The following is a 17706-nucleotide window of genomic DNA, read 5'->3' on the forward strand; positions in this document are numbered from 1 at the left end:
GCGATCCGGGAGGCCCGGAGCGACCCCGGCGGACCGTCCGACCGGGCGATCGCGCCTGGTCGCTCAGTGCGCCGCTGCCTCCCAGTTCGGCCCCGTACCGACCTGGACGTCGAGGGGCACGCTCAGGTCCGCGGCACGGCCCATGCGCCGACGCACGATCTCCTCGACCGCGTCCTGTTCGCCCGGAGCGACCTCGAGGATGAGTTCGTCGTGCACCTGCAGCAACAGGTGCGAGTCGTGGCCACCCGCGTCGAGGTCCGCCGCGACGCCGAGCATCGCGATCTTCATGATGTCCGCGGCCGAACCCTGGATCGGCGCATTGAGCGCGGCCCGCTCGGCGTTCTCCCGGAGCACACGGTTCGGGCTCTTGAGGTCGCCGAACGGACGCCGGCGACCGAAGATGGTCTCGGTGTAGCCGTCCTCGCGCGCCTGTTCCACGACGTTGCGGAGGTAGTCGCGCACCGCTCCGAAGCGCGCGAAGTACTCGGCCATGAGGCCGCGTGCCTCTTTCTGGTCGATCCGGAGCTGCTTCGACAGGCCGAACGCGCTCAGTCCGTAGGCGAGTCCGTACGACATCGCCTTGACCTTCGTGCGCATCTCCGGGGAGACGTCGGCGGGCTCGACCCCGAACACGCGGGCACCGACGAATCGGTGCAGGTCCTCGCCCTCCTTGAACGCCTGGATGAGGCCCGGGTCCCCCGACAGGTGCGCCATGATGCGCATCTCGATCTGGGAGTAGTCGGCGGTGAGCAGGGTCGTGTACGGAGCGGCCACCGTGAACGCGGACCGGATCCGACGGCCGACCGCGGTCTTGACGGGGATGTTCTGGAGGTTCGGGTCGGTCGACGAGATGCGTCCGGTGCTCGTCCCGGTCTGTTCGTAGGTCGTGTGCACGCGACCGTCGACCACGGCGGCGTCGAGGGTGTCGACGATCTGCCGGAGCTTGGTCGCGTCGCGGTGCTGCAGCAGCAGGCCGAGGAACGGGTGCGGGTGCTGCTCCTGGAGGTCCGCGAGCGACGCGGCGTCGGTCGAGAAGCCCGTCTTGGTCTTGCGGGTCTTCGGCATCGCGAGCTCGGTGAACAGGACCTCTTGGAGCTGCTTCGGCGACCCGAGGTTGACCTCGTGCCCGATCTCCGCGAACGCCTGCTGTGCGAGCTCCGAGGCGCGCTCCCCGAGTTCGCCCGACAGGTCGGTGAGGACCGCGTGGTCCATCGCGACGCCCCGGGACTCCATGTCGGCGAGGACGGACACGAGCGGGAGCTCGATGTCGTCGAGCACGCGCAACGACCCGGGGTCGATCCGGGCGCGGAGCGCGGTCTCGACCCGGAGGGTGTACCAGGCTCGTGTCGCCGCGCTCGCCGGCTCCGACTCGGGGACGAGCTGGTTCGGGTCGGCCGTGGGCATGGTCTCGCGGAGCTCGCCGTAGACGAGGTCCTCGAGCGACTGCCCCTGCCGGGCCGGGTTCGCGAGCCACCCCGTCACGCGGGGGTCGCCCGCGAGGCCGCCGAGCGTGAACCCCGCCGTCGCGAGCGCCTGGACCGCTGCCTTCGCGTCGTGCAGGTGCTTGGGCGCGTCGCCGGCGAGCCAGGTCTGCAACTGCTCGTAGTCACGCGCTCCACTGCCCCCGGGCACGAGCACGGCGTCGTCATGCGTCGCGATGCCGATCGCGCTGAGACGCCCGTCGACGGTCTCGACCGACACCCCGAAGCCGTTGTCCGCGTCGTGCTCGGTCTTGGTGCGGAGCCAGTGTCCCAGCTCCTCGTCGATCAGGGTCCGCGCGGCCGGCGGCGTCGGAGCACCGTCGTCCACCCCGCCCTCGGTCGCGGCGTCGCCGCCGTCACCGGTCTCGGCGACCTTGAACACGCGGTCGAGGAGCGTGCGGAACTGCAGGCGGTCGAACAGCTCACGCACCGCGGCCTCGTCGACCGGACGGATGACGACGTCGGCCGGCCCCACCGGCAGCTCGACGTCGCGCACGAGACGGTTCAGGCGGCGGTTCCGCACCGCGCGGTCCTTCTGTTCGCGGAGGTTGGCGCCCACGACGCCCTTGATCTCGTCGGCGTGCTCGAGGACACCGTCGAGCGAGCCGTACTGGGTGATCCACTTGACGGCGGTCTTCTCGCCCACCTTGTCGATCCCGACGAGGTTGTCGCTGGTCTCACCCACGAGCGCCGCGACGTCCGGGTACTGGTGCGGTTCGATGCCGTACCGCTCGTACACCTTGTCGCGGTCGTAGCGGGTCAGTTCGGACACGCCCCGCACCGACGGGTAGAGCAGCGTCACGTCGTCGTCGACGAGCTGGATGGCGTCGCGGTCACCCGAGACGACGTACACGCGGTACCCCTGCTGCGCGCCCTGCAGCGACAGCGTGGCGAGGATGTCGTCGGCCTCGTAGTCCTCTTTCGTGACCGTGGTGATGCCCATGGCGTGCAGGGCCTCTTGCAGGAGCGGGATCTGCCCCTTGAACTCCTCGGGGGTCTCGGAGCGGGTGCCCTTGTAGTCCTCGTACTCACGGGTGCGGAACGAGAACCGCGAGATGTCGAACGCCACGGCGATGTGGGTCGGTCGTTCGCGCTGCAAGAGCATGAGCAGCATCGAGATGAAGCCGTGGATCGCGTTCGTGTGCTGGCCTTCGCGGTTCACGAAGCTGTCGACCGGCAACGCGTAGAACGCCCGGAACGCCAGCGAGTGTCCGTCGATGACCAGGAGGGTAGGCTTTTCCGCGTCCGACACCCGGACAGCCTATCCACGGCCGGTGACAACCCCGGAGGCCACGAGTGACCGACAGCCCGACCATCACCGGCTCCCCCGAGGGCGTCGAGCGGTACGACCAGCGCGGGATCGGTGAACTCGCCGAGAAGATGGGCATGCAGATCCTCGAGCTGAGCGCCGAGCGCGCCGTCGGCACGATCCCGGTCGAGGGCAACCGTCAGCCGGTCGGGCTGCTGCACGGCGGGGCGTTCGTGGTCCTCGCCGAGAGCCTGGGCTCGATGGCGGCGACCGTCCACGCCGGCCCCGGGCGCATCGCGGTCGGCATCGAGCTGAACGCGTCACACAGCCGGAGCGCCACGACGGGCGTCGTCACGGGTACGTGCACCGCGATCCACCTCGGCCGCACCCTGTGCACGCACGAGATCGTGCTCACCGACGACGAGGGGCGACGCTGCTCGACGGTCCGCATCACCAACCTGCTCCGCGACGCCTGAACGACGCCGCGCCGCTGGCCGGTCGCGCTACTTCTTGACGCTGAGCTGCTCGATGATCGCCTTGGCGACGTCGTGCATGGTGAGCCGCCGGTCCATCGAGGCCTTCTGGATCCACCTGAAGGCCTCGGGCTCCGTCAGGCCCATCTTCTCGTTGAGGAGCCCCTTCGCGCGGTCGACGAGCTTGCGGGTCTCGAACCGCTCGACGAGGTCGGCGACCTCGGCCTCGAGTGTGATGATCTGCTGGTGCCGAGAGAGCGCGATCTCGATCGCGGGCAGCAGGTCGTTCGGCGTGAACGGCTTCACGACGTATGCGAGGGCACCGGCCTCGGTCGCACGCTCGACGAGCTCCTTCTGACTGAAGGCCGTCAGCAGCACGACCGGCGCGATGTGGTTCTTCGACAGCCGCTCGGCCGCGGAGATCCCGTCGAGCTGCGGCATCTTGACGTCCATGATCACGAGGTCGGGCCGCAGGTCCGTGGCGAGCGCGACAGCGGTCTCGCCGTCGCCGGCCTCGCCGACCACGTCGAAGCCGTTGTCCCGGAGGATCTCGACGATGTCGAGGCGGATGAGCGACTCGTCCTCCGCGACGACGACGCGACGGGGTGCGGTGGGGGTTGCTTCTGTGTCACTCACGCGGCAATCCTACTATGCCCATCCCGGCCCTCCCGGAGTCCCGGGACGGTCAGCAGGCGACGTCGTTCCGGCGACCGGTGATCCTGCCGGGCGCCGTCGGTACGAGTGGCGGGACTCGAACCCGCACGCCGTGAGGCAGAGCATTTTGAGTGCCCCGTGTCTGCCGATTCCACCACACTCGCGTCCTGCTCAGGCTAGCAGGAGGGCCGGACCGCACCAGGTGAGGCAAGCCTGTCCATGCTGGCGGCGCAGGTCCGGTGGTGGTTCCATTCCTGCATGTCGCACGCAACGGATCTCGCCCTCCCGGAGACGAGCGCCGTCGACGACGCGACGAGCGCCGGTCGACTCAACTGGCTCCGGGCGGGCCTCCTCGGTGCGAACGACGGGATCGTGTCCGTCGCGGCGATCGTCGTCGGCGTGGCGGGTGCCGGCGCGTCGACCGGAGCGATCGCCGCCGCCGGCACGGCCGGACTCGTCGGAGGCGCCATCTCGATGGCCCTCGGCGAGTACGTCTCGGTCAGCGGCCAGCGGGACGCACAGCGCACCGGACTGGCCGCACGCCAAGCGGAGCGCGCGGCAGAGGCCGAGGACGCCGGCGCGATCGCCGGTCACTACGCCGCCCTCGGCGTCGACCCCGACACCGCAGCGTCGATCGCGGCCGAGCTCGTGCGTCCCGAGGTGCGACGTCGACGCGCCGCCATCGCCCTCGCGGACGAGGAAGCCGACATGGTCAGCCCGTGGCGCGCCGCGTGGGTCTCGGCGGCGACGTTCACGGTCGGCGCCCTGTTGCCCCTGTTCGCCATCCTGATCCCGCCAGCCGGTGCTCGGGTGCCCGCGACGATCGTCGCCGTGCTCCTCGCCCTCGCCGTGACCGGCGCGACCGGGGCGACCCTCGGCGGCGCGGCCCGCGGCCGCGCGACGGTGCGGGTGGTGGTCGGCGGGGCCCTCGCGCTCGCAGCGACCTACGCCGCCGGACTGCTCCTCGGCCCGCACGTCGGCGGATGATCGCGAGGTCCTCCGTCGGCTCGCTGAACACCCGCTGAGCGCGGCGCCCGCCCGATCGGTACCGTCTGCCCGGAACCCGGATCCGACCCCGAGCCCGGGACCCGACGGAGAGGGACAGCCAACGTGGACACACGTGCGGTCCGGACCTTCCGCGTGTTCGTGGTGACCACCGCGGTCGTCGCGATCGTGCTCGGCGGTGTCGGCATCCTGTGGCCACGCCCGACGCTCGTCGTGCTCGCACTCCTGTTCGGCGTCGATCTCGTCGTCGCCGGGGTCCTGCGGGTGGCCTCGGCGGCGATCGGCCGGGGCACGCACCGGGTCTGGCGCTGGGTGTCGATCGTCGGTGGCGTGTTCGTGGCAGCCGCGGGGCTCGTCTGCCTGCTCGACCCGGCGGCCCCGCTCGTCGTCCTGGCGACGCTCGGCGGGATCGGGTTCGTCGTCGAGGGTGTCGCGGCACTCGTCGGCGCGGTCGTCGGTCACCCGGGCTCGTCGCGCGGACCGAGTGCGGTGAGCGGTGCGCTGTCGATCCTCGCCGGTGTGGCGGTCCTGGTCGCACCCGGACTCGCGTTGGCGGCGTTCGTCGTCCTCGCCGGCATCGTCCTCGTCGTCGTCGGCATCGCGGCGCTGCTGCTCGTCCCGCCACGCGCCGCCATCCGCGGATGACGCCACGGCACCGTGCGTCCCGCGCCGGAACGTGCCGGCGGGAGGACGGCCGGGGACCGGACCACCCGGACGGTCAGATGCCGGCGGTCCCGAACAGCAACCCGAGCAGGTAGGTCACCGCCGCCGCACCGTACCCGATCGCGAGCTGCCGCAGGGCGCGCCGTGCGGGGGACGCACCGGAGAGCACACCGACGACCGCCCCGGACACGAGCAGCGCGATGCCGACCAGCACCGCGGCGACCGCGACGGCGGACCACTCCCCGAGTCCGAACAGGTACGGGAGGACGGGGACCACGGCCCCCGACGCGAAGAACAGGAAACTCGAGATCGCGGCGCTCAGCCCGCTCCCGACCGCCTCGTGCTCCACCGTGCCGACGGCCCCCGTCTCCGACGTCTGCCGGAGTCCGGTGAGCACCTCGTGGGCGTGCTGCGCCGCCGCGGCCTCGTCCATCCCGCGCGCTCGGTAGACGAGCGCGAGTTCGTTCTGGTCGACATCGAGGTCGACCACGGCCTGGCCGGCCTCGGGATGCGGAGCGGAGGCGTCGAGCAGCTCGCGCTGCGACCGCACGGACACGTACTCCCCCGCCCCCATGGAGAGTGCACCGGCGAGCAGCCCCGCCACGCCGCTCAACAACACGACGTGCTGGTCGGCGCCGGACGCGCCGATGCCGATGATGAGCGCCAGGTTCGACACCAGGCCGTCGTTCGCGCCGAACACCGCGGCCCGGAAGGTGCCGGACAGACGGAGTCGCCCCCGGTTCGCCAGACCGCGCACGACCTCGCCGTGGATGCGCTCGTCCGCCGCCATCGCCGCCGAGGCGTCGACGTCCGCCCCGTACGGGGACCGGTCCTCGGTGCGCTGCATCAGCGCGAGCACGAACACCGAACCGAAGCGCTTCGCGAGGCCCGCGAGGATCCGGGTCCGCAGATCGCCACGGAGGGGACGCCCCACGTCGTCGCCGAGCAGCTCGAGCCAGTGCTGCTCGTGGCGCCCCTCGGCCTCGGCGAGGGCGAGCAGGATGTCCCGCTCCTCACCGGACCGCCGCGCGGCCAGGTTCCGGTAGACCGACGCCTCGGCGCGTTCGTCGGCGAGGTACCGGCGCCAGCGCCGGAGCTCGGTCGGCGGACGTCGCGCGCGACCGTCGGTCGACGTCGAGACCACGCCCCGTGCCTCCTGTTCGGATCCGGCGGTCAGTTGCGGACGTAGGCCGGAGCAGCCTCCGCGTGGGCGTCGCCGACGCGGTGCACGCGGAGGTCGTTCGTCGACCCCGGCAGCCCGGGAGGCGAACCGGCCGTGACGACGACGCGGTCGCCGGGCTTGGCGAGGCCGTGCCCGATGAGGAGGTCGTCGACCTGCGGGAAGAGCTCGTCGGTGTGCGTCATGCGCTCGACCAGGAACGAGCGGACGCCCCACGTCAGCGCCATGCGGCGTCGCGTCGCCTCGTTCGGGGTGAAGGCGATGATCGGCAGACCGTGGCGGAGCCGGGACATGCGGCGAGCCGAGTCGCCGGACTCCGTGAAGACGCAGAGGTACGACGCCTCGGTGAACTCCGCGATCTCGACGGCGGCGAGGGTGATCGCACCGCCGAGGGTGCGGGGCTTCGTGCCGAGCGGCGCGATCCGCTCGAGGCCGTGGTCCTCGGTCGACTCGACGATGCGGGCCATGGTGCGGACCGTCTCCACCGGGTACTCGCCGACGCTCGTCTCGCCCGAGAGCATGACCGCGTCCGCGCCGTCGAGGACCGCGTTCGCGACGTCCGAGGTCTCGGCGCGCGTCGGGATGGGGCTCGAGATCATCGACTCGAGCATCTGCGTGGCGACGATGACGGGCTTCGCCATGCGGCGGGACAGCTCGACGGCGCGCTTCTGCACGATCGGCACGGCCTCGAGCGGCAGCTCGACACCGAGGTCCCCGCGCGCGACCATGATCGCGTCGAAGGCGTCGATGATCTCCTCGAGCGCGTCCACGGCCTGCGGCTTCTCGACCTTCGCGATGACCGGGAGCCGCTTGCCCTCCTCGTCCATGATCTCGTGGGCGCGCTCGACGTCGGCGGCGTTGCGGACGAACGAGAGCGCGATGAGGTCGGCGCCCTGCCGGATCGCCCAGCGGAGGTCGGCCTCGTCCTTCTCGCTCAACGCGGGGACGTTCACGGCGACGCCGGGGAGGTTGATGCCCTTGTTGTTCGACACCGTCCCGGGCACGACGACCTCGGTGCGCACGCGGACGCCGTCCGAGTCGAGCACCCGGAGGCGGACACGGCCGTCGTCGATGAGGAGCGGGTCGCCGGGCTTGACGTCCTGTGGGAGCCCCTTGAAGGTCGTCCCGCACACGTCCTTCGAGCCGGGGACGTCCTCGGTGGTGATCGTGAAGACGTCGCCGGCCGCGAGCTCGTGGGGGCCGTCCGCGAACCGCGCGAGGCGGATCTTCGGGCCCTGCAGGTCGACGAGGACCGCGACGGGCTTGCCGAGGTCGTCCGCCGCACGTCGGACGTTCTCGTAGTTCGCCTCGTGCACGCTGTAGTCACCGTGGCTGAGGTTCAGCCGGGCCACGTCGACGCCCGCCTGGATGATGTCCTTGACGGTCTCGTAGTCCGAGGTCGCCGGTCCGAGCGTCGAAACGATCTTTGCGCGTCTCAATGGTGTCCTTCGTGTGGTGGATGTCGTGCTGCGGTGGCGCCCGCACGGGCGGTCCCGGCCGGACGACCGGCCACCGGCAGCCTACCGGCCGGTGCCGCTCCGTCAGACGCTGATCGCGCGGTCGATCGCACGGACCGGGGCCGGGAGGCGAGTGGATCCCTCGAGGTAGCGGTCCACCTCGGCGGCCGCCGCGCGGCCCTCCGCGATCGCCCAGACGATGAGGGACTGCCCGCGACCGGCGTCACCGGCGACGAACACCCCGGGCTCGTTGGTCGTGTAGTCGGCGCCCCGCTCGAGGGCGCCGGACGGCGCGAACGGGAGGCCCAGCTGCGGCTCGAGCGTGTCGCGTTCCGGTCCGGTGAAGCCCATAGCGATGAGCACGAGGTCCGCGGGGATCTCACGCTCGGTCCCCGACTTCGGCACACGGCGGCCGTCGAGGTACTCGGTCTCCGCGACCCGGAGGGCCCGCACCTCGCCGGCCTCGTTCGCCAGGAACTCGACGGTCGAGGCGAGGTACCGACGCTCGCCGCCCTCTTCGTGCGCGCTCGAGACCTCGAACACCGTCGGGAACATCGGCCAGGGCTGGTCCGACGGACGCTCGAGCGGCGGCTGCTTGCCGATCGCCAGGTTCGTCACACTGATGGCGCCCTGCCGGTGGGCGGTGCCGATGCAGTCCGCGCCCGTGTCACCGCCACCGATCACGACGACGTGCTTGCCCTCCGCCGTGATCTGGTTGTCGACCACCGTGCCGGCACCGGTGCGGTTCTGCTGCACGAGGTACTCCATGGCGAAGTGGACGCCGGACAGGTCCCGGCCCGGGATCGGCAGGTCGCGCGGGACCGTCGCGCCCGTGGCGACCACGACGGCGTCGTACCGGCTCTTCAGGTCGGACCAGCTGATGTCCACGCCGATCTCCACGCCCGCGCGGAACCGGGTGCCCTCTGCCTGCATCTGCTGCAGACGGAGGTCGATCTGCCGCTTCTCCATCTTGAAGTCGGGGATGCCGTAGCGCAGGAGGCCGCCGATCCGGTCGTCACGCTCGTACACCGTGACGGTGTGCCCGGCGCGGGTGAGCTGCTGCGCGGCGGCGAGTCCCGCGGGACCCGACCCGACGACCGCGACCGTCTTGCCCGTGAGTCGCTCGGGCGGGTGCGGCGTCACCCACCCGTTCTGGAACGCCTGGTCGATGATCGAGACCTCGACCTGCTTGATCGTCACCGGTGGCTGGTTGATGCCGAGCACGCACGCGGCCTCGCACGGTGCCGGGCACAGCCGCCCGGTGAACTCCGGGAAGTTGTTCGTCGCGTGCAGGCGCTCGATCGCCTGTCGGCCCTCGCCGCGCCACATGAGGTCGTTCCACTCGGGGATGAGGTTCCCGAGGGGGCAGCCCTGGTGGCAGAACGGCACGCCGCAGTCCATGCAGCGGCCGGCCTGGCGCCGGAGCGCGCCCGGTTCCTGCTGCTCGTAGACCTCTTTCCAGTCCATGAGCCGCACCGGCACGGGCCGACGGGGCGGCAGTTCGCGTTCCTGGACCTTGAGGAAGCCCTTCGGGTCAGCCACGGGTCATCACCTCCGGTGACGTGCGGGTCGATCGGGGTCGGACGGACCCCGTGGGTGGGACGGATCGGATCCGGGTGCGCTCAACCACCGGTGACCTCCAGGATGCGGTTCCAGACGACGTCGCCGTCGGGGTCGAGCCCCTCGTCGACCGCGGTCTGGCGGGTCTTGAGGACGGCAGCGTAGTCGCGCGGGAGCACCTTGACGAACGCGGTGAGGTCCGGGTCCTCGGCCAGGATCGACCGGGCCAGCCCGGAATCGGTCTCGGCCACGTGACGCTCGAGCAGATCGGTGACGATCTCGGCGTCCGCGCTGTCGAGCGACGACAGGACGAGCTCGCCGGACGCGAGGGCGTCCTGGTTGACGTCCTCCGGTCGGAGCCCGCGGACGTACGCCGTGCCGCCCGACATGCCGGCGCCGAGGTTGCGGCCGGTCGCGCCGAGGATCAGTGCGAGACCGCCGGTCATGTACTCGAGCGCGTGGTCGCCCACGCCCTCGACCACGGCCGTGGCGCCCGAGTTCCGGACGAGGAACCGCTCGCCGACGATCCCGCGGATGAACATCGACCCCTGCGTGGCGCCGTATCCGATGACGTTGCCGGCGATGACGTTCTCCTCGGCCGCGAACCCGGCACCCTCGGTGGGGCGGACGACGATCTCGCCGCCGGAGAGCCCCTTGCCGACGTAGTCGTTGCTGTCGCCGAAGAGCCGGATGCGGACGCCCGAGGGCAGGAACGCGCCGAGCGACTGCCCGGCGGATCCGCGGAGCGTCACCTCGATCGCGCCGGCCGGGAGGCCGTTCTCACCGTGTCGCACCGTCACCTCGTGCCCGAGCATGGTCCCGACCGCGCGCTCGGTGTTCCGGACCGGCAGGTCGAGCGCGACGTGGCCGCCGTGCTCGAGGACGTCGGTCGCGGCGCGGATGAGCCCGTTGTCGAAGTGGGCGTCCAGCTCGTGGTCCTGCTCGCGCAGGTTCCGGCGCGGCTCGTCGTCGGCGAACTCCGGCCCGCGCAGGACCGGGGCGAGGTCGAGCCCGGAGGCCTTCCAGTGCTCGACGGCGCGGTCGACGTCGAGGACCTCGGTGTGCCCGATCGCCTCCTCGAGGCTGCGGAACCCGAGCTCGGCGAGGTACTCGCGGACCTCCTGTGCCAGGAACTCGAAGAAGTTCACGACGAACTCCGGCTTGCCCGTGAAGCGCTTGCGGAGCTCCGGGTTCTGCGTCGCGACGCCGACCGGGCACGTGTCGAGGTGGCACACCCGCATGAGGATGCAGCCCTCGACGACGAGCGGTGCCGTCGCGAACCCGTACTCCTCGCCCCCGAGCAGTGCGGCCACCACCACGTCACGCCCGGTCTTCATCTGACCGTCGACCTGGACCACGACGCGGTCGCGCATCTTGTTGAGCATGAGCGTCTGCTGGGTCTCGGCCAGGCCGATCTCCCAGGGCGTCCCCGCGTGCTTGAGCGAGTTGAGCGGGCTCGCGCCGGTGCCGCCGTCGTGGCCCGAGACGAGCACGACGTCGGCGAGTGCCTTCGTGACCCCCGCCGCGACCGCACCGATGCCCGACTGGCTCACGAGCTTGACGTGCACGCGCGCGGACGGGTTCGCTCGCTTGACGTCGAAGATGAGCTGCTTGAGGTCCTCGATCGAGTAGATGTCGTGGTGCGGCGGCGGGGAGATGAGGCCGATACCGGCGGTGGCGTGGCGGGTGCGCGCCACCCAGGGGTAGACCTTGGCCGGCGGGAGCTGGCCGCCCTCGCCCGGCTTCGCACCCTGCGCCATCTTGAGCTGGATGTCCGTCGCGTGCGTCAGGTACATGCTCGTCACGCCGAAGCGCCCCGAGGCGACCTGCTTGATCGCGCTCCGGCGCTCGGGGTCGAGCAGTCGTTCGACGTCCTCCCCGCCCTCACCCGTGTTCGAGCGTCCGCCGAGCCGGTTCATGGCGATCGCGAGTGTCTCGTGGGCCTCCCGGGAGATGGAGCCGTAGCTCATCGCACCCGTGTTGAACCGCTTGACGATCGACTCGATGGGCTCGACCTCGTCGAGGGGCACCGGCGGGCGGAGTCCCTTGTGGAACGAGAAGAGTCCGCGCAGGGTCATGAGCTGCTCGGCCTGGTCGTCGACCGCGGACGAGTACTCGCGGAAGATGTCGTACCGGCGGGCGCGGGTGGCGTGCTGCAGCCGGAACACCGTCTCGGGGTTGAACAGGTGCGGCGGTCCCTCGCGGCGCCACTGGTACTCACCACCCGTGGCCAGGCGCTCGTGTGCGCTGACCGCACCGTCCTGCGGGTAGGCGCTCGCGTGCCGTTCGGCGTTCTCACGGGCGATGACCTCGATGCCGACCCCGCCCAGGATCGACGACGTGCCGGTGAAGTACTCGTCGACGAACTCCTGGCTCAGTCCGACGGCCTCGAACGCCTGCGCCGCAGCGTAGCTCGACACCGTCGAGATGCCCATCTTCGACATGATCTTGAGCACGCCCTTGCCGAGCGCCTTGATGACGTTCTTGACGGCCTGTTCTGGCGTCATGCCGGGGAGCATCCCCGACCGGACGAGGTTCTCGCAGGTCTCCATCGCGAGGTACGGGTTGATCGCGGACGCGCCGTACCCGATGAGGGTCGCGACGTGGTGGACTTCGCGGACATCGCCGGCCTCGACGATCAGACCGACCTTCATCCGCTGCTCGGTCCGGATGAGGTGGTGGTGCACGGCCGCGAGCATGAGCAGGCTCGGAACGGGCGCGAGGTCCACGGTGCCGTCACGGTCGGAGAGCACGATGAACTGCTTGCCGGCCTCGATCGCGGCGTCGACCTCGTCGAGCATCCCGCGGATGCGCGTCTGCATCGCCTGCTCGCCCGCGTCGACGCGGTAGAGCCCCTTGACCGTGACGGTGAGCTGCCGGCCGGACTCGGTCTCGAAGTGCTCGATCTTGGCGAGCTGGTCGTTGTCGATCACCGGGAAGTCCAGGACGATCTGCTTCGCGTGCTCCGGCGTCGCGTCGAGGAGGTTGCGCTCCGGGCCCAGCCCGAGTCCCATGCTCGTCACGACGGACTCGCGGATCGAGTCGAGCGGCGGGTTCGTCACCTGCGCGAACTGCTGGGTGAAGTAGTCGAACAGCAACCGGGGTCGCTCCGACAGCACCGCGATGGGCGTGTCCGACCCCATGGCGCCGAGGGGTTCGGCTCCCGTCTGCGCCATCGGACGCAGCAGGATCCGGACTTCCTCCTCCGTGTACCCGAAGGCACGCTGCCGTCGGGTCACGGACGCCGGAGTGTGCACGACGTGCTCGCGGTCCGGCAGGTCCTCGAGGTTGATCCGGCCCGCGGCCAGCCACGCGGCCCACGGCCCGGAGGCGGCCAGCTCACGCTTGACCTCGTCGTCCTCGATGATGCGCCCGGCCTCGGTGTCGACGAGGAACATCCGGCCCGGCCGCAGGCGCCCCTTCCGGACGACCCGCTCGGCCGGGACGTCGATGACACCCGTCTCGCTCGCGAGCACGACGAGGCCCTCGTCGGTCACGAGGAAGCGACCCGGCCGGAGGCCGTTGCGGTCCAGCGTCGCACCGACCAGCGAGCCGTCGGTGAACGTGATGGCGGCGGGGCCGTCCCACGGCTCCATGAGCATGGAGTGGTACTCGTAGAACGCCCGGAGGTCGGGGTCCATGTCCGCACGGTTCTCCCACGCCTCGGGCACCATCATCGACACGGCGTGCGGCAGCGATCGGCCCGACAGGCTGAGGAGTTCGACGACCTCGTCGAACGACGCCGAGTCGCTCGCGGCCGGACTGACGATCGGCAGCAACGGCGCCATGTCGCCGAGGAGCTCGTTCTCGAGCTGCGACTGCCGTGCGCGCATCCAGTTGCGGTTGCCGCGCACCGTGTTGATCTCGCCGTTGTGCGCGATCATCCGGAACGGCTGCGCCAGTGGCCAGGACGGGAAGGTGTTCGTCGAGTAGCGCGAGTGCACGATCGCGAGCTTCGAGGCGAACCGTTCGTCGCTCAGGTCGGGGTAGAACGGCTCGAGCTGGAGGGTCGTGACCATGCCCTTGTAGACGATGGTCCGACTCGACAGCGACATGAAGTACACGTCCTGGTCGCGCTCGATCCGCTTGCGGAGGCGGAAGGTCTGTCGGTCGAGCGCGATGCCCGACCGCGGCGTGCCGTCCTCGTCGTGGCGCTCGCTCGCGACGAAGCACTGCTCGAACGCCGGCATGGCAGCTCGCGCGAGCGTGCCGAGCTCGTCCGGGCGCACGGGCACCTCACGCCAACCGAGGACCCGGAGCCCCTCGTCCGCCGCGACGGCCTCGATCGCGGCCTTGACGGCGGCGCGCGCGTCCACGTTGGTCGGGAGGTACGCCGTACCCACCGCGTACCCGCCCGCGTCGGGCAGCGCGAACGGCACGACCTCGCGGAGGAAGGCGTCCGGGACCTGGCAGAGGATCCCCGCGCCGTCACCCGTGCCGGCGTCGCTGCCGATGGCACCGCGGTGTTCGAGGTGACGGAGGGCACCGAGCGCCGCGTCGACGATGTCGTGACCGGGCGTTCCGCGGAGCGTGGCGACCATGGCCAGACCGCAGGCGTCCTTCTCGTTCTCCGGGTCGTACGCGCCGACGGCGGCCGGGACCGCGCTGAAACGCTGGTGGGGTGGCAGGAGCGCCATGGGAACCGTCCTCACGAGGAGATGGGGAACTGGGACGTCGAGCGGTCGACTGGACCCGGTGGTACGTCGCCGAGCGGCGAGGCGTGTGCCCGGGCACAGCCGCCCGTGACGGTGCTCCGGGCGGCGTGCGAGGTGTCGGGCCACTTGTGGTGACCCTACGACGGTCGGGTCCCGCGCGGGACCCGGACGACATCACGAGTTGCTGTGGACGTGATGTCGTCGGACCACGGCTCTGCCGCGGTCGGTCGGAGTTCAGCTCGGGTGTGCCCTAGCTGCGGTCGGCGGCGGTGGCGACCGGTTCCGGATCGGTGACGACGAGCGGTTCGTCGTCGGACTCCGAGTAGGTGTCGTCAGATCCTACACTGCTGGCCGCGCGCGGACCGCGACCGGCCAGGTACCCGCTGGGCTCGGTACCCGGGTGTCGCCGGGTCTGCACGACGAAGATGACGATGCCGAGCACGATCGCCGCGAGTGCGGCCCAGACGTTCGTGCGGACTCCGAAGAAGGTCTCGCTCGTGTCGACCCGGATCGACTCGAGCACCGACCGCCCCGCGCCGTACCAGATCAGGTAGAGCGCGAGCACGCGGCCCCACTGCAGGTGGAAGCGCCGGTCGATGAGCATGATGACCGCGAACCCGACGAGGTTCCAGATGATCTCGTAGAGGAACGTCGGGTGGAACAGCGTCCCGGCCGGCAGACCGACCGGGTACGCGGGGTTCGACTGCTCGATCTGGAGCCCCCAGGGCAGGTTCGTCGGCATGCCGAAGAGCTCGTGGTTGAAGTAGTTGCCGAGCCGGCCGAACGCCTGAGCGACGAGCAGCCCGGGCGCGACGGCGTCGACGAAGGTGGTGAACCGGAGCCCGACGTACCGGCAGGCCCACCAGGCACCGAGGGCGCCGGCGATCAGGGCGCCGAAGATGGCGAGCCCGCCCTCCCAGATGGCGAACGGTTCCCACCATGCGATGCCCGGCCCGAAGTAGTCCCCGACGTGGGTGAACACGTGGTAGGCGCGCCCGCCGATGATGCCGAGCGGGACCGCGCCGATCGCGATGTCGACGATGACCCACTTCTCGACGCCGCGACGCACCAGCCGACGGTCGGTGATGACGACGCAGGCGACGATCCCGAGCAGGATGCAGATGGCGTAGGCGTGGATCCGGAAGTCGAGTGGGAAGGACCACCCGAAGACCCGGTCCAGCCAGTTCGTCAGGTCGAAGTACTGCCAGGCCGTGCTCGGGCTCGGGATGCTCAGGGGAAGCATGGAGGGGCGTACGCCTTTCGTCGCTGTTCCGTCAGACGACCGGCGAGGCCGGGCCGTCGTCGGAGATCACTGTAGCGCCACGGGTCAGGTCGGCAGCGCGGCGGCCGACGCCGCGGACGCCCTCGTCCTGCAGGGCCCGGACGAACGCCGAACCGATGATCGCGCCGTCCGCGTAGGCGAGGATCTCCGACACCTGCTCCGCGGTCGAGATCCCGAGACCGACGCAGGTGCGCTCGACCCCCGCGGAGCGCAGGCGCGACACGACCGAGCGCGCAGCGGCGTCGACGCCCGAACGAGCACCCGTCACGCCCATGGTGGACACGGCGTACACGAAGCCCCGGCTCGCCTCGACGGCCTGGCGCATGCGGTCGTCGGACGAGGACGGCGCGGCGAGGAACACGCGGTCGGCGCCGGTGCGCTCGGACGCGGCGATCCACTCGCCTGCTTCGTCCGGGATGAGGTCGGGCGTGATGAGCCCGGACCCGCCCGCGGCGGCGAGGTCGTCCGCGAACCGGTCGACGCCGTAGCGCAGCACCGGGTTCCAGTACGTCATGACGAGGACCGGGACGTCGGCCCGCTCGGTGATCGCGTGCACGGCGTCGAAGACGTGCGCCACGCGGAAGCCGTTCGCGAGACTCGTCTCGGTCGCGCGCTGGATGACCGGGCCGTCCATGACCGGGTCGGAGTACGGCAGGCCGAGCTCGATCGCGTCGACCCCGTTCTCGGCGAGGGCCACCGCGGCCGCCACACTCGTGGGCAGGTCCGGGAACCCCGCGGGGAGGTAGCCGACGACCGCCCCGGCACGCTCGGCGTTCGCGGTGTCGATGGCGGCGCGCACGGACCGCGACGTCGTGGTGCTCACAGCTGCTCCGCTCCCTCGTCGATGAGCCCGAACCAGCGGCTGGCGGTCGCGACGTCCTTGTCCCCGCGCCCGGACAGCGACACCAGGACGATGGCGTCGGGGCCGAGCCGCGCCCCCAGCTTCACCGCGCCCGCGAGCGCGTGGGCCGACTCGATCGCCGGGATGATCCCCTCCGTGCGCGTCAGCAGCCGGAAGGCGTCCATGGCCTCGACGTCGGTGATCGGCTCGTAGGTGGCGCGCCCGATCGCAGCGAGGTGAGCGTGCTCCGGGCCGACACTCGGGTAGTCGAGGCCGGCGGACACCGAGTGGCTCTCGATCGTCTGCCCGTCGTCGTCCTGCATGAGGTAGGACTTCGCCCCGTGGAGGACGCCCGACCGGCCGAGGGTGATGCTCGCCGCGTGCCGTCCGCTCTGCACGCCCTCGCCACCCGCCTCGAAGCCGTACAGCGCCACGGACTCGTCGTCGAGGAACGCCTCGAAGATGCCCATCGCGTTCGACCCGCCACCGACGCACGCCGCGACCGCGTCGGGCAGGCGCCCGGTGAGCTCGAGGACCTGGGCACGGGCCTCCTCGCCGATCACCTTGTGGAACTCACGGACCATCTCGGGGAACGGGTGCGGGCCGGCGACCGTGCCGAGCAGGTAATGCGTGGTGTCGACGTTCGCCACCCAGTCCCGCAGAGCCTCGTTGATGGCGTCCTTGAGCGTGCGCGAACCGGTCTCGACGGCGACGACCTGGGCCCCGAGCAACCGCATGCGCGCGACGTTGAGCGCCTGGCGCTCCGTGTCCACGGCACCCATGTAGACCACGCACTCCATGCCGAACAGCGCGGCGGCGGTGGCGGTGGCGACGCCGTGCTGGCCCGCCCCGGTCTCGGCGATCAGCCGGGTCTTGCCGAGCCGCTTGGCCACGAGCGCCTGCCCGAGCACGTTGTTGATCTTGTGCGACCCGGTGTGGTTGAGGTCCTCGCGCTTGAGGACCACCCGGGCACCACCGGCGTGTTCGGCGAACCGCGGGACCTCGGTGATGATCGACGGGCGGCCGGTGTAGTCGCGCTGCAGGGCGTCGAGTTCGGCGTGGAACGCCGGATCCGCCCAGGCGGCGCGGAAGGCCTGCTCGAGTTCGTCGAGCGCCAACACGAGCGACTCGGGGACGAACCGTCCGCCGAAGTCGCCGAAGTACGGACCATGGAGGTCGCGGAGGTGGGTCACGTGGTGCTCCGGT

Annotated in this window: 12 protein-coding genes and 1 tRNA gene; 3 read left to right on the plus strand and 10 right to left on the minus strand. The window is 71.1% G+C overall.

What is annotated here, in order from left to right; genetic code table 11:
* Positions 1-63: 63 nt before the first annotated feature.
* Entirely contained in the window at positions 64-2733 is a 2670-nt protein-coding gene (gene polA / locus DEI82_RS04320) for a DNA polymerase I (RefSeq protein WP_111035897.1), read from the minus strand.
* 128 nt (positions 2734-2861) lie between these two features.
* Between polA and DEI82_RS04325 the strand changes: the two genes are divergently transcribed.
* Positions 2862-3206 carry a PaaI family thioesterase gene (locus DEI82_RS04325; RefSeq protein ID WP_111009352.1) on the plus strand — a complete coding sequence of 115 codons (345 nt, stop codon included), beginning with the start codon at positions 2862-2864 and terminating at the stop codon, positions 3204-3206.
* Between the two features lie 27 nt (positions 3207-3233).
* On the opposite strand, the gene DEI82_RS04330 is transcribed toward DEI82_RS04325, so the two are convergent.
* Together DEI82_RS04330 and DEI82_RS04335 are read right to left on the minus strand one after the other, a co-directional pair.
* Positions 3234-3839, minus strand: a complete 606-nt coding sequence (locus tag DEI82_RS04330) for an ANTAR domain-containing response regulator (protein WP_111009132.1) — start codon at positions 3837-3839, stop codon at positions 3234-3236.
* A gap of 100 nt (positions 3840-3939) precedes the next feature.
* Positions 3940-4021: transfer RNA gene (locus tag DEI82_RS04335), tRNA-Leu, on the minus strand.
* A gap of 94 nt (positions 4022-4115) precedes the next feature.
* On the opposite strand from DEI82_RS04335, the gene DEI82_RS04340 reads away from it, so the two are divergent.
* Both DEI82_RS04340 and DEI82_RS04345 read left to right on the plus strand, forming a co-directional pair.
* Complete coding sequence (locus tag DEI82_RS04340) at positions 4116-4844, plus strand: VIT1/CCC1 transporter family protein (protein ID WP_111035956.1); 729 nt, start codon at positions 4116-4118, stop codon at positions 4842-4844.
* A gap of 123 nt (positions 4845-4967) precedes the next feature.
* Entirely contained in the window at positions 4968-5507 is a 540-nt protein-coding gene (locus DEI82_RS04345; protein ID WP_181435102.1) for an HdeD family acid-resistance protein, read from the plus strand.
* A 73-nt stretch (positions 5508-5580) separates the two neighbouring features.
* On the opposite strand, the gene DEI82_RS04350 is transcribed toward DEI82_RS04345, so the two are convergent.
* The 7 genes from DEI82_RS04350 to trpB form a co-directional block, all read right to left on the minus strand.
* Complete coding sequence (locus DEI82_RS04350; RefSeq protein ID WP_111009134.1) at positions 5581-6669, minus strand: VIT1/CCC1 family protein; 1089 nt, start codon at positions 6667-6669, stop codon at positions 5581-5583.
* A 29-nt stretch (positions 6670-6698) separates the two neighbouring features.
* The gene (pyk, locus tag DEI82_RS04355; RefSeq protein ID WP_111009135.1) at positions 6699-8144 is read right to left on the minus strand and encodes a pyruvate kinase; all 1446 of its coding nucleotides are present in this window, start codon (positions 8142-8144) and stop codon (positions 6699-6701) included.
* 102 nt (positions 8145-8246) lie between these two features.
* Complete coding sequence (locus DEI82_RS04360; RefSeq protein WP_111035899.1) at positions 8247-9704, minus strand: glutamate synthase subunit beta; 1458 nt, start codon at positions 9702-9704, stop codon at positions 8247-8249.
* An 80-nt stretch (positions 9705-9784) separates the two neighbouring features.
* The gene (gltB, locus tag DEI82_RS04365; protein WP_111035900.1) at positions 9785-14359 is read right to left on the minus strand and encodes a glutamate synthase large subunit; all 4575 of its coding nucleotides are present in this window, start codon (positions 14357-14359) and stop codon (positions 9785-9787) included.
* Between the two features lie 268 nt (positions 14360-14627).
* Positions 14628-15620 carry a prolipoprotein diacylglyceryl transferase gene (lgt, locus tag DEI82_RS04370; protein ID WP_111013265.1) on the minus strand — a complete coding sequence of 331 codons (993 nt, stop codon included), beginning with the start codon at positions 15618-15620 and terminating at the stop codon, positions 14628-14630.
* 31 nt (positions 15621-15651) lie between these two features.
* Complete coding sequence (gene trpA / locus DEI82_RS04375; RefSeq protein WP_111009139.1) at positions 15652-16482, minus strand: tryptophan synthase subunit alpha; 831 nt, start codon at positions 16480-16482, stop codon at positions 15652-15654.
* On the minus strand, positions 16479-17693 hold the full coding sequence (gene trpB, locus DEI82_RS04380) for a tryptophan synthase subunit beta (protein ID WP_111009140.1): 1215 nt from the start codon (positions 17691-17693) through the stop codon (positions 16479-16481). Before trpB ends, trpA begins: the two co-directional genes overlap by 4 nt.
* Positions 17694-17706: the final 13 nt, after the last annotated feature.

The sequence above is a fragment of the Curtobacterium sp. MCBD17_019 genome, from assembly GCF_003234555.1.
Lineage (GTDB): Bacteria > Actinomycetota > Actinomycetes > Actinomycetales > Microbacteriaceae > Curtobacterium.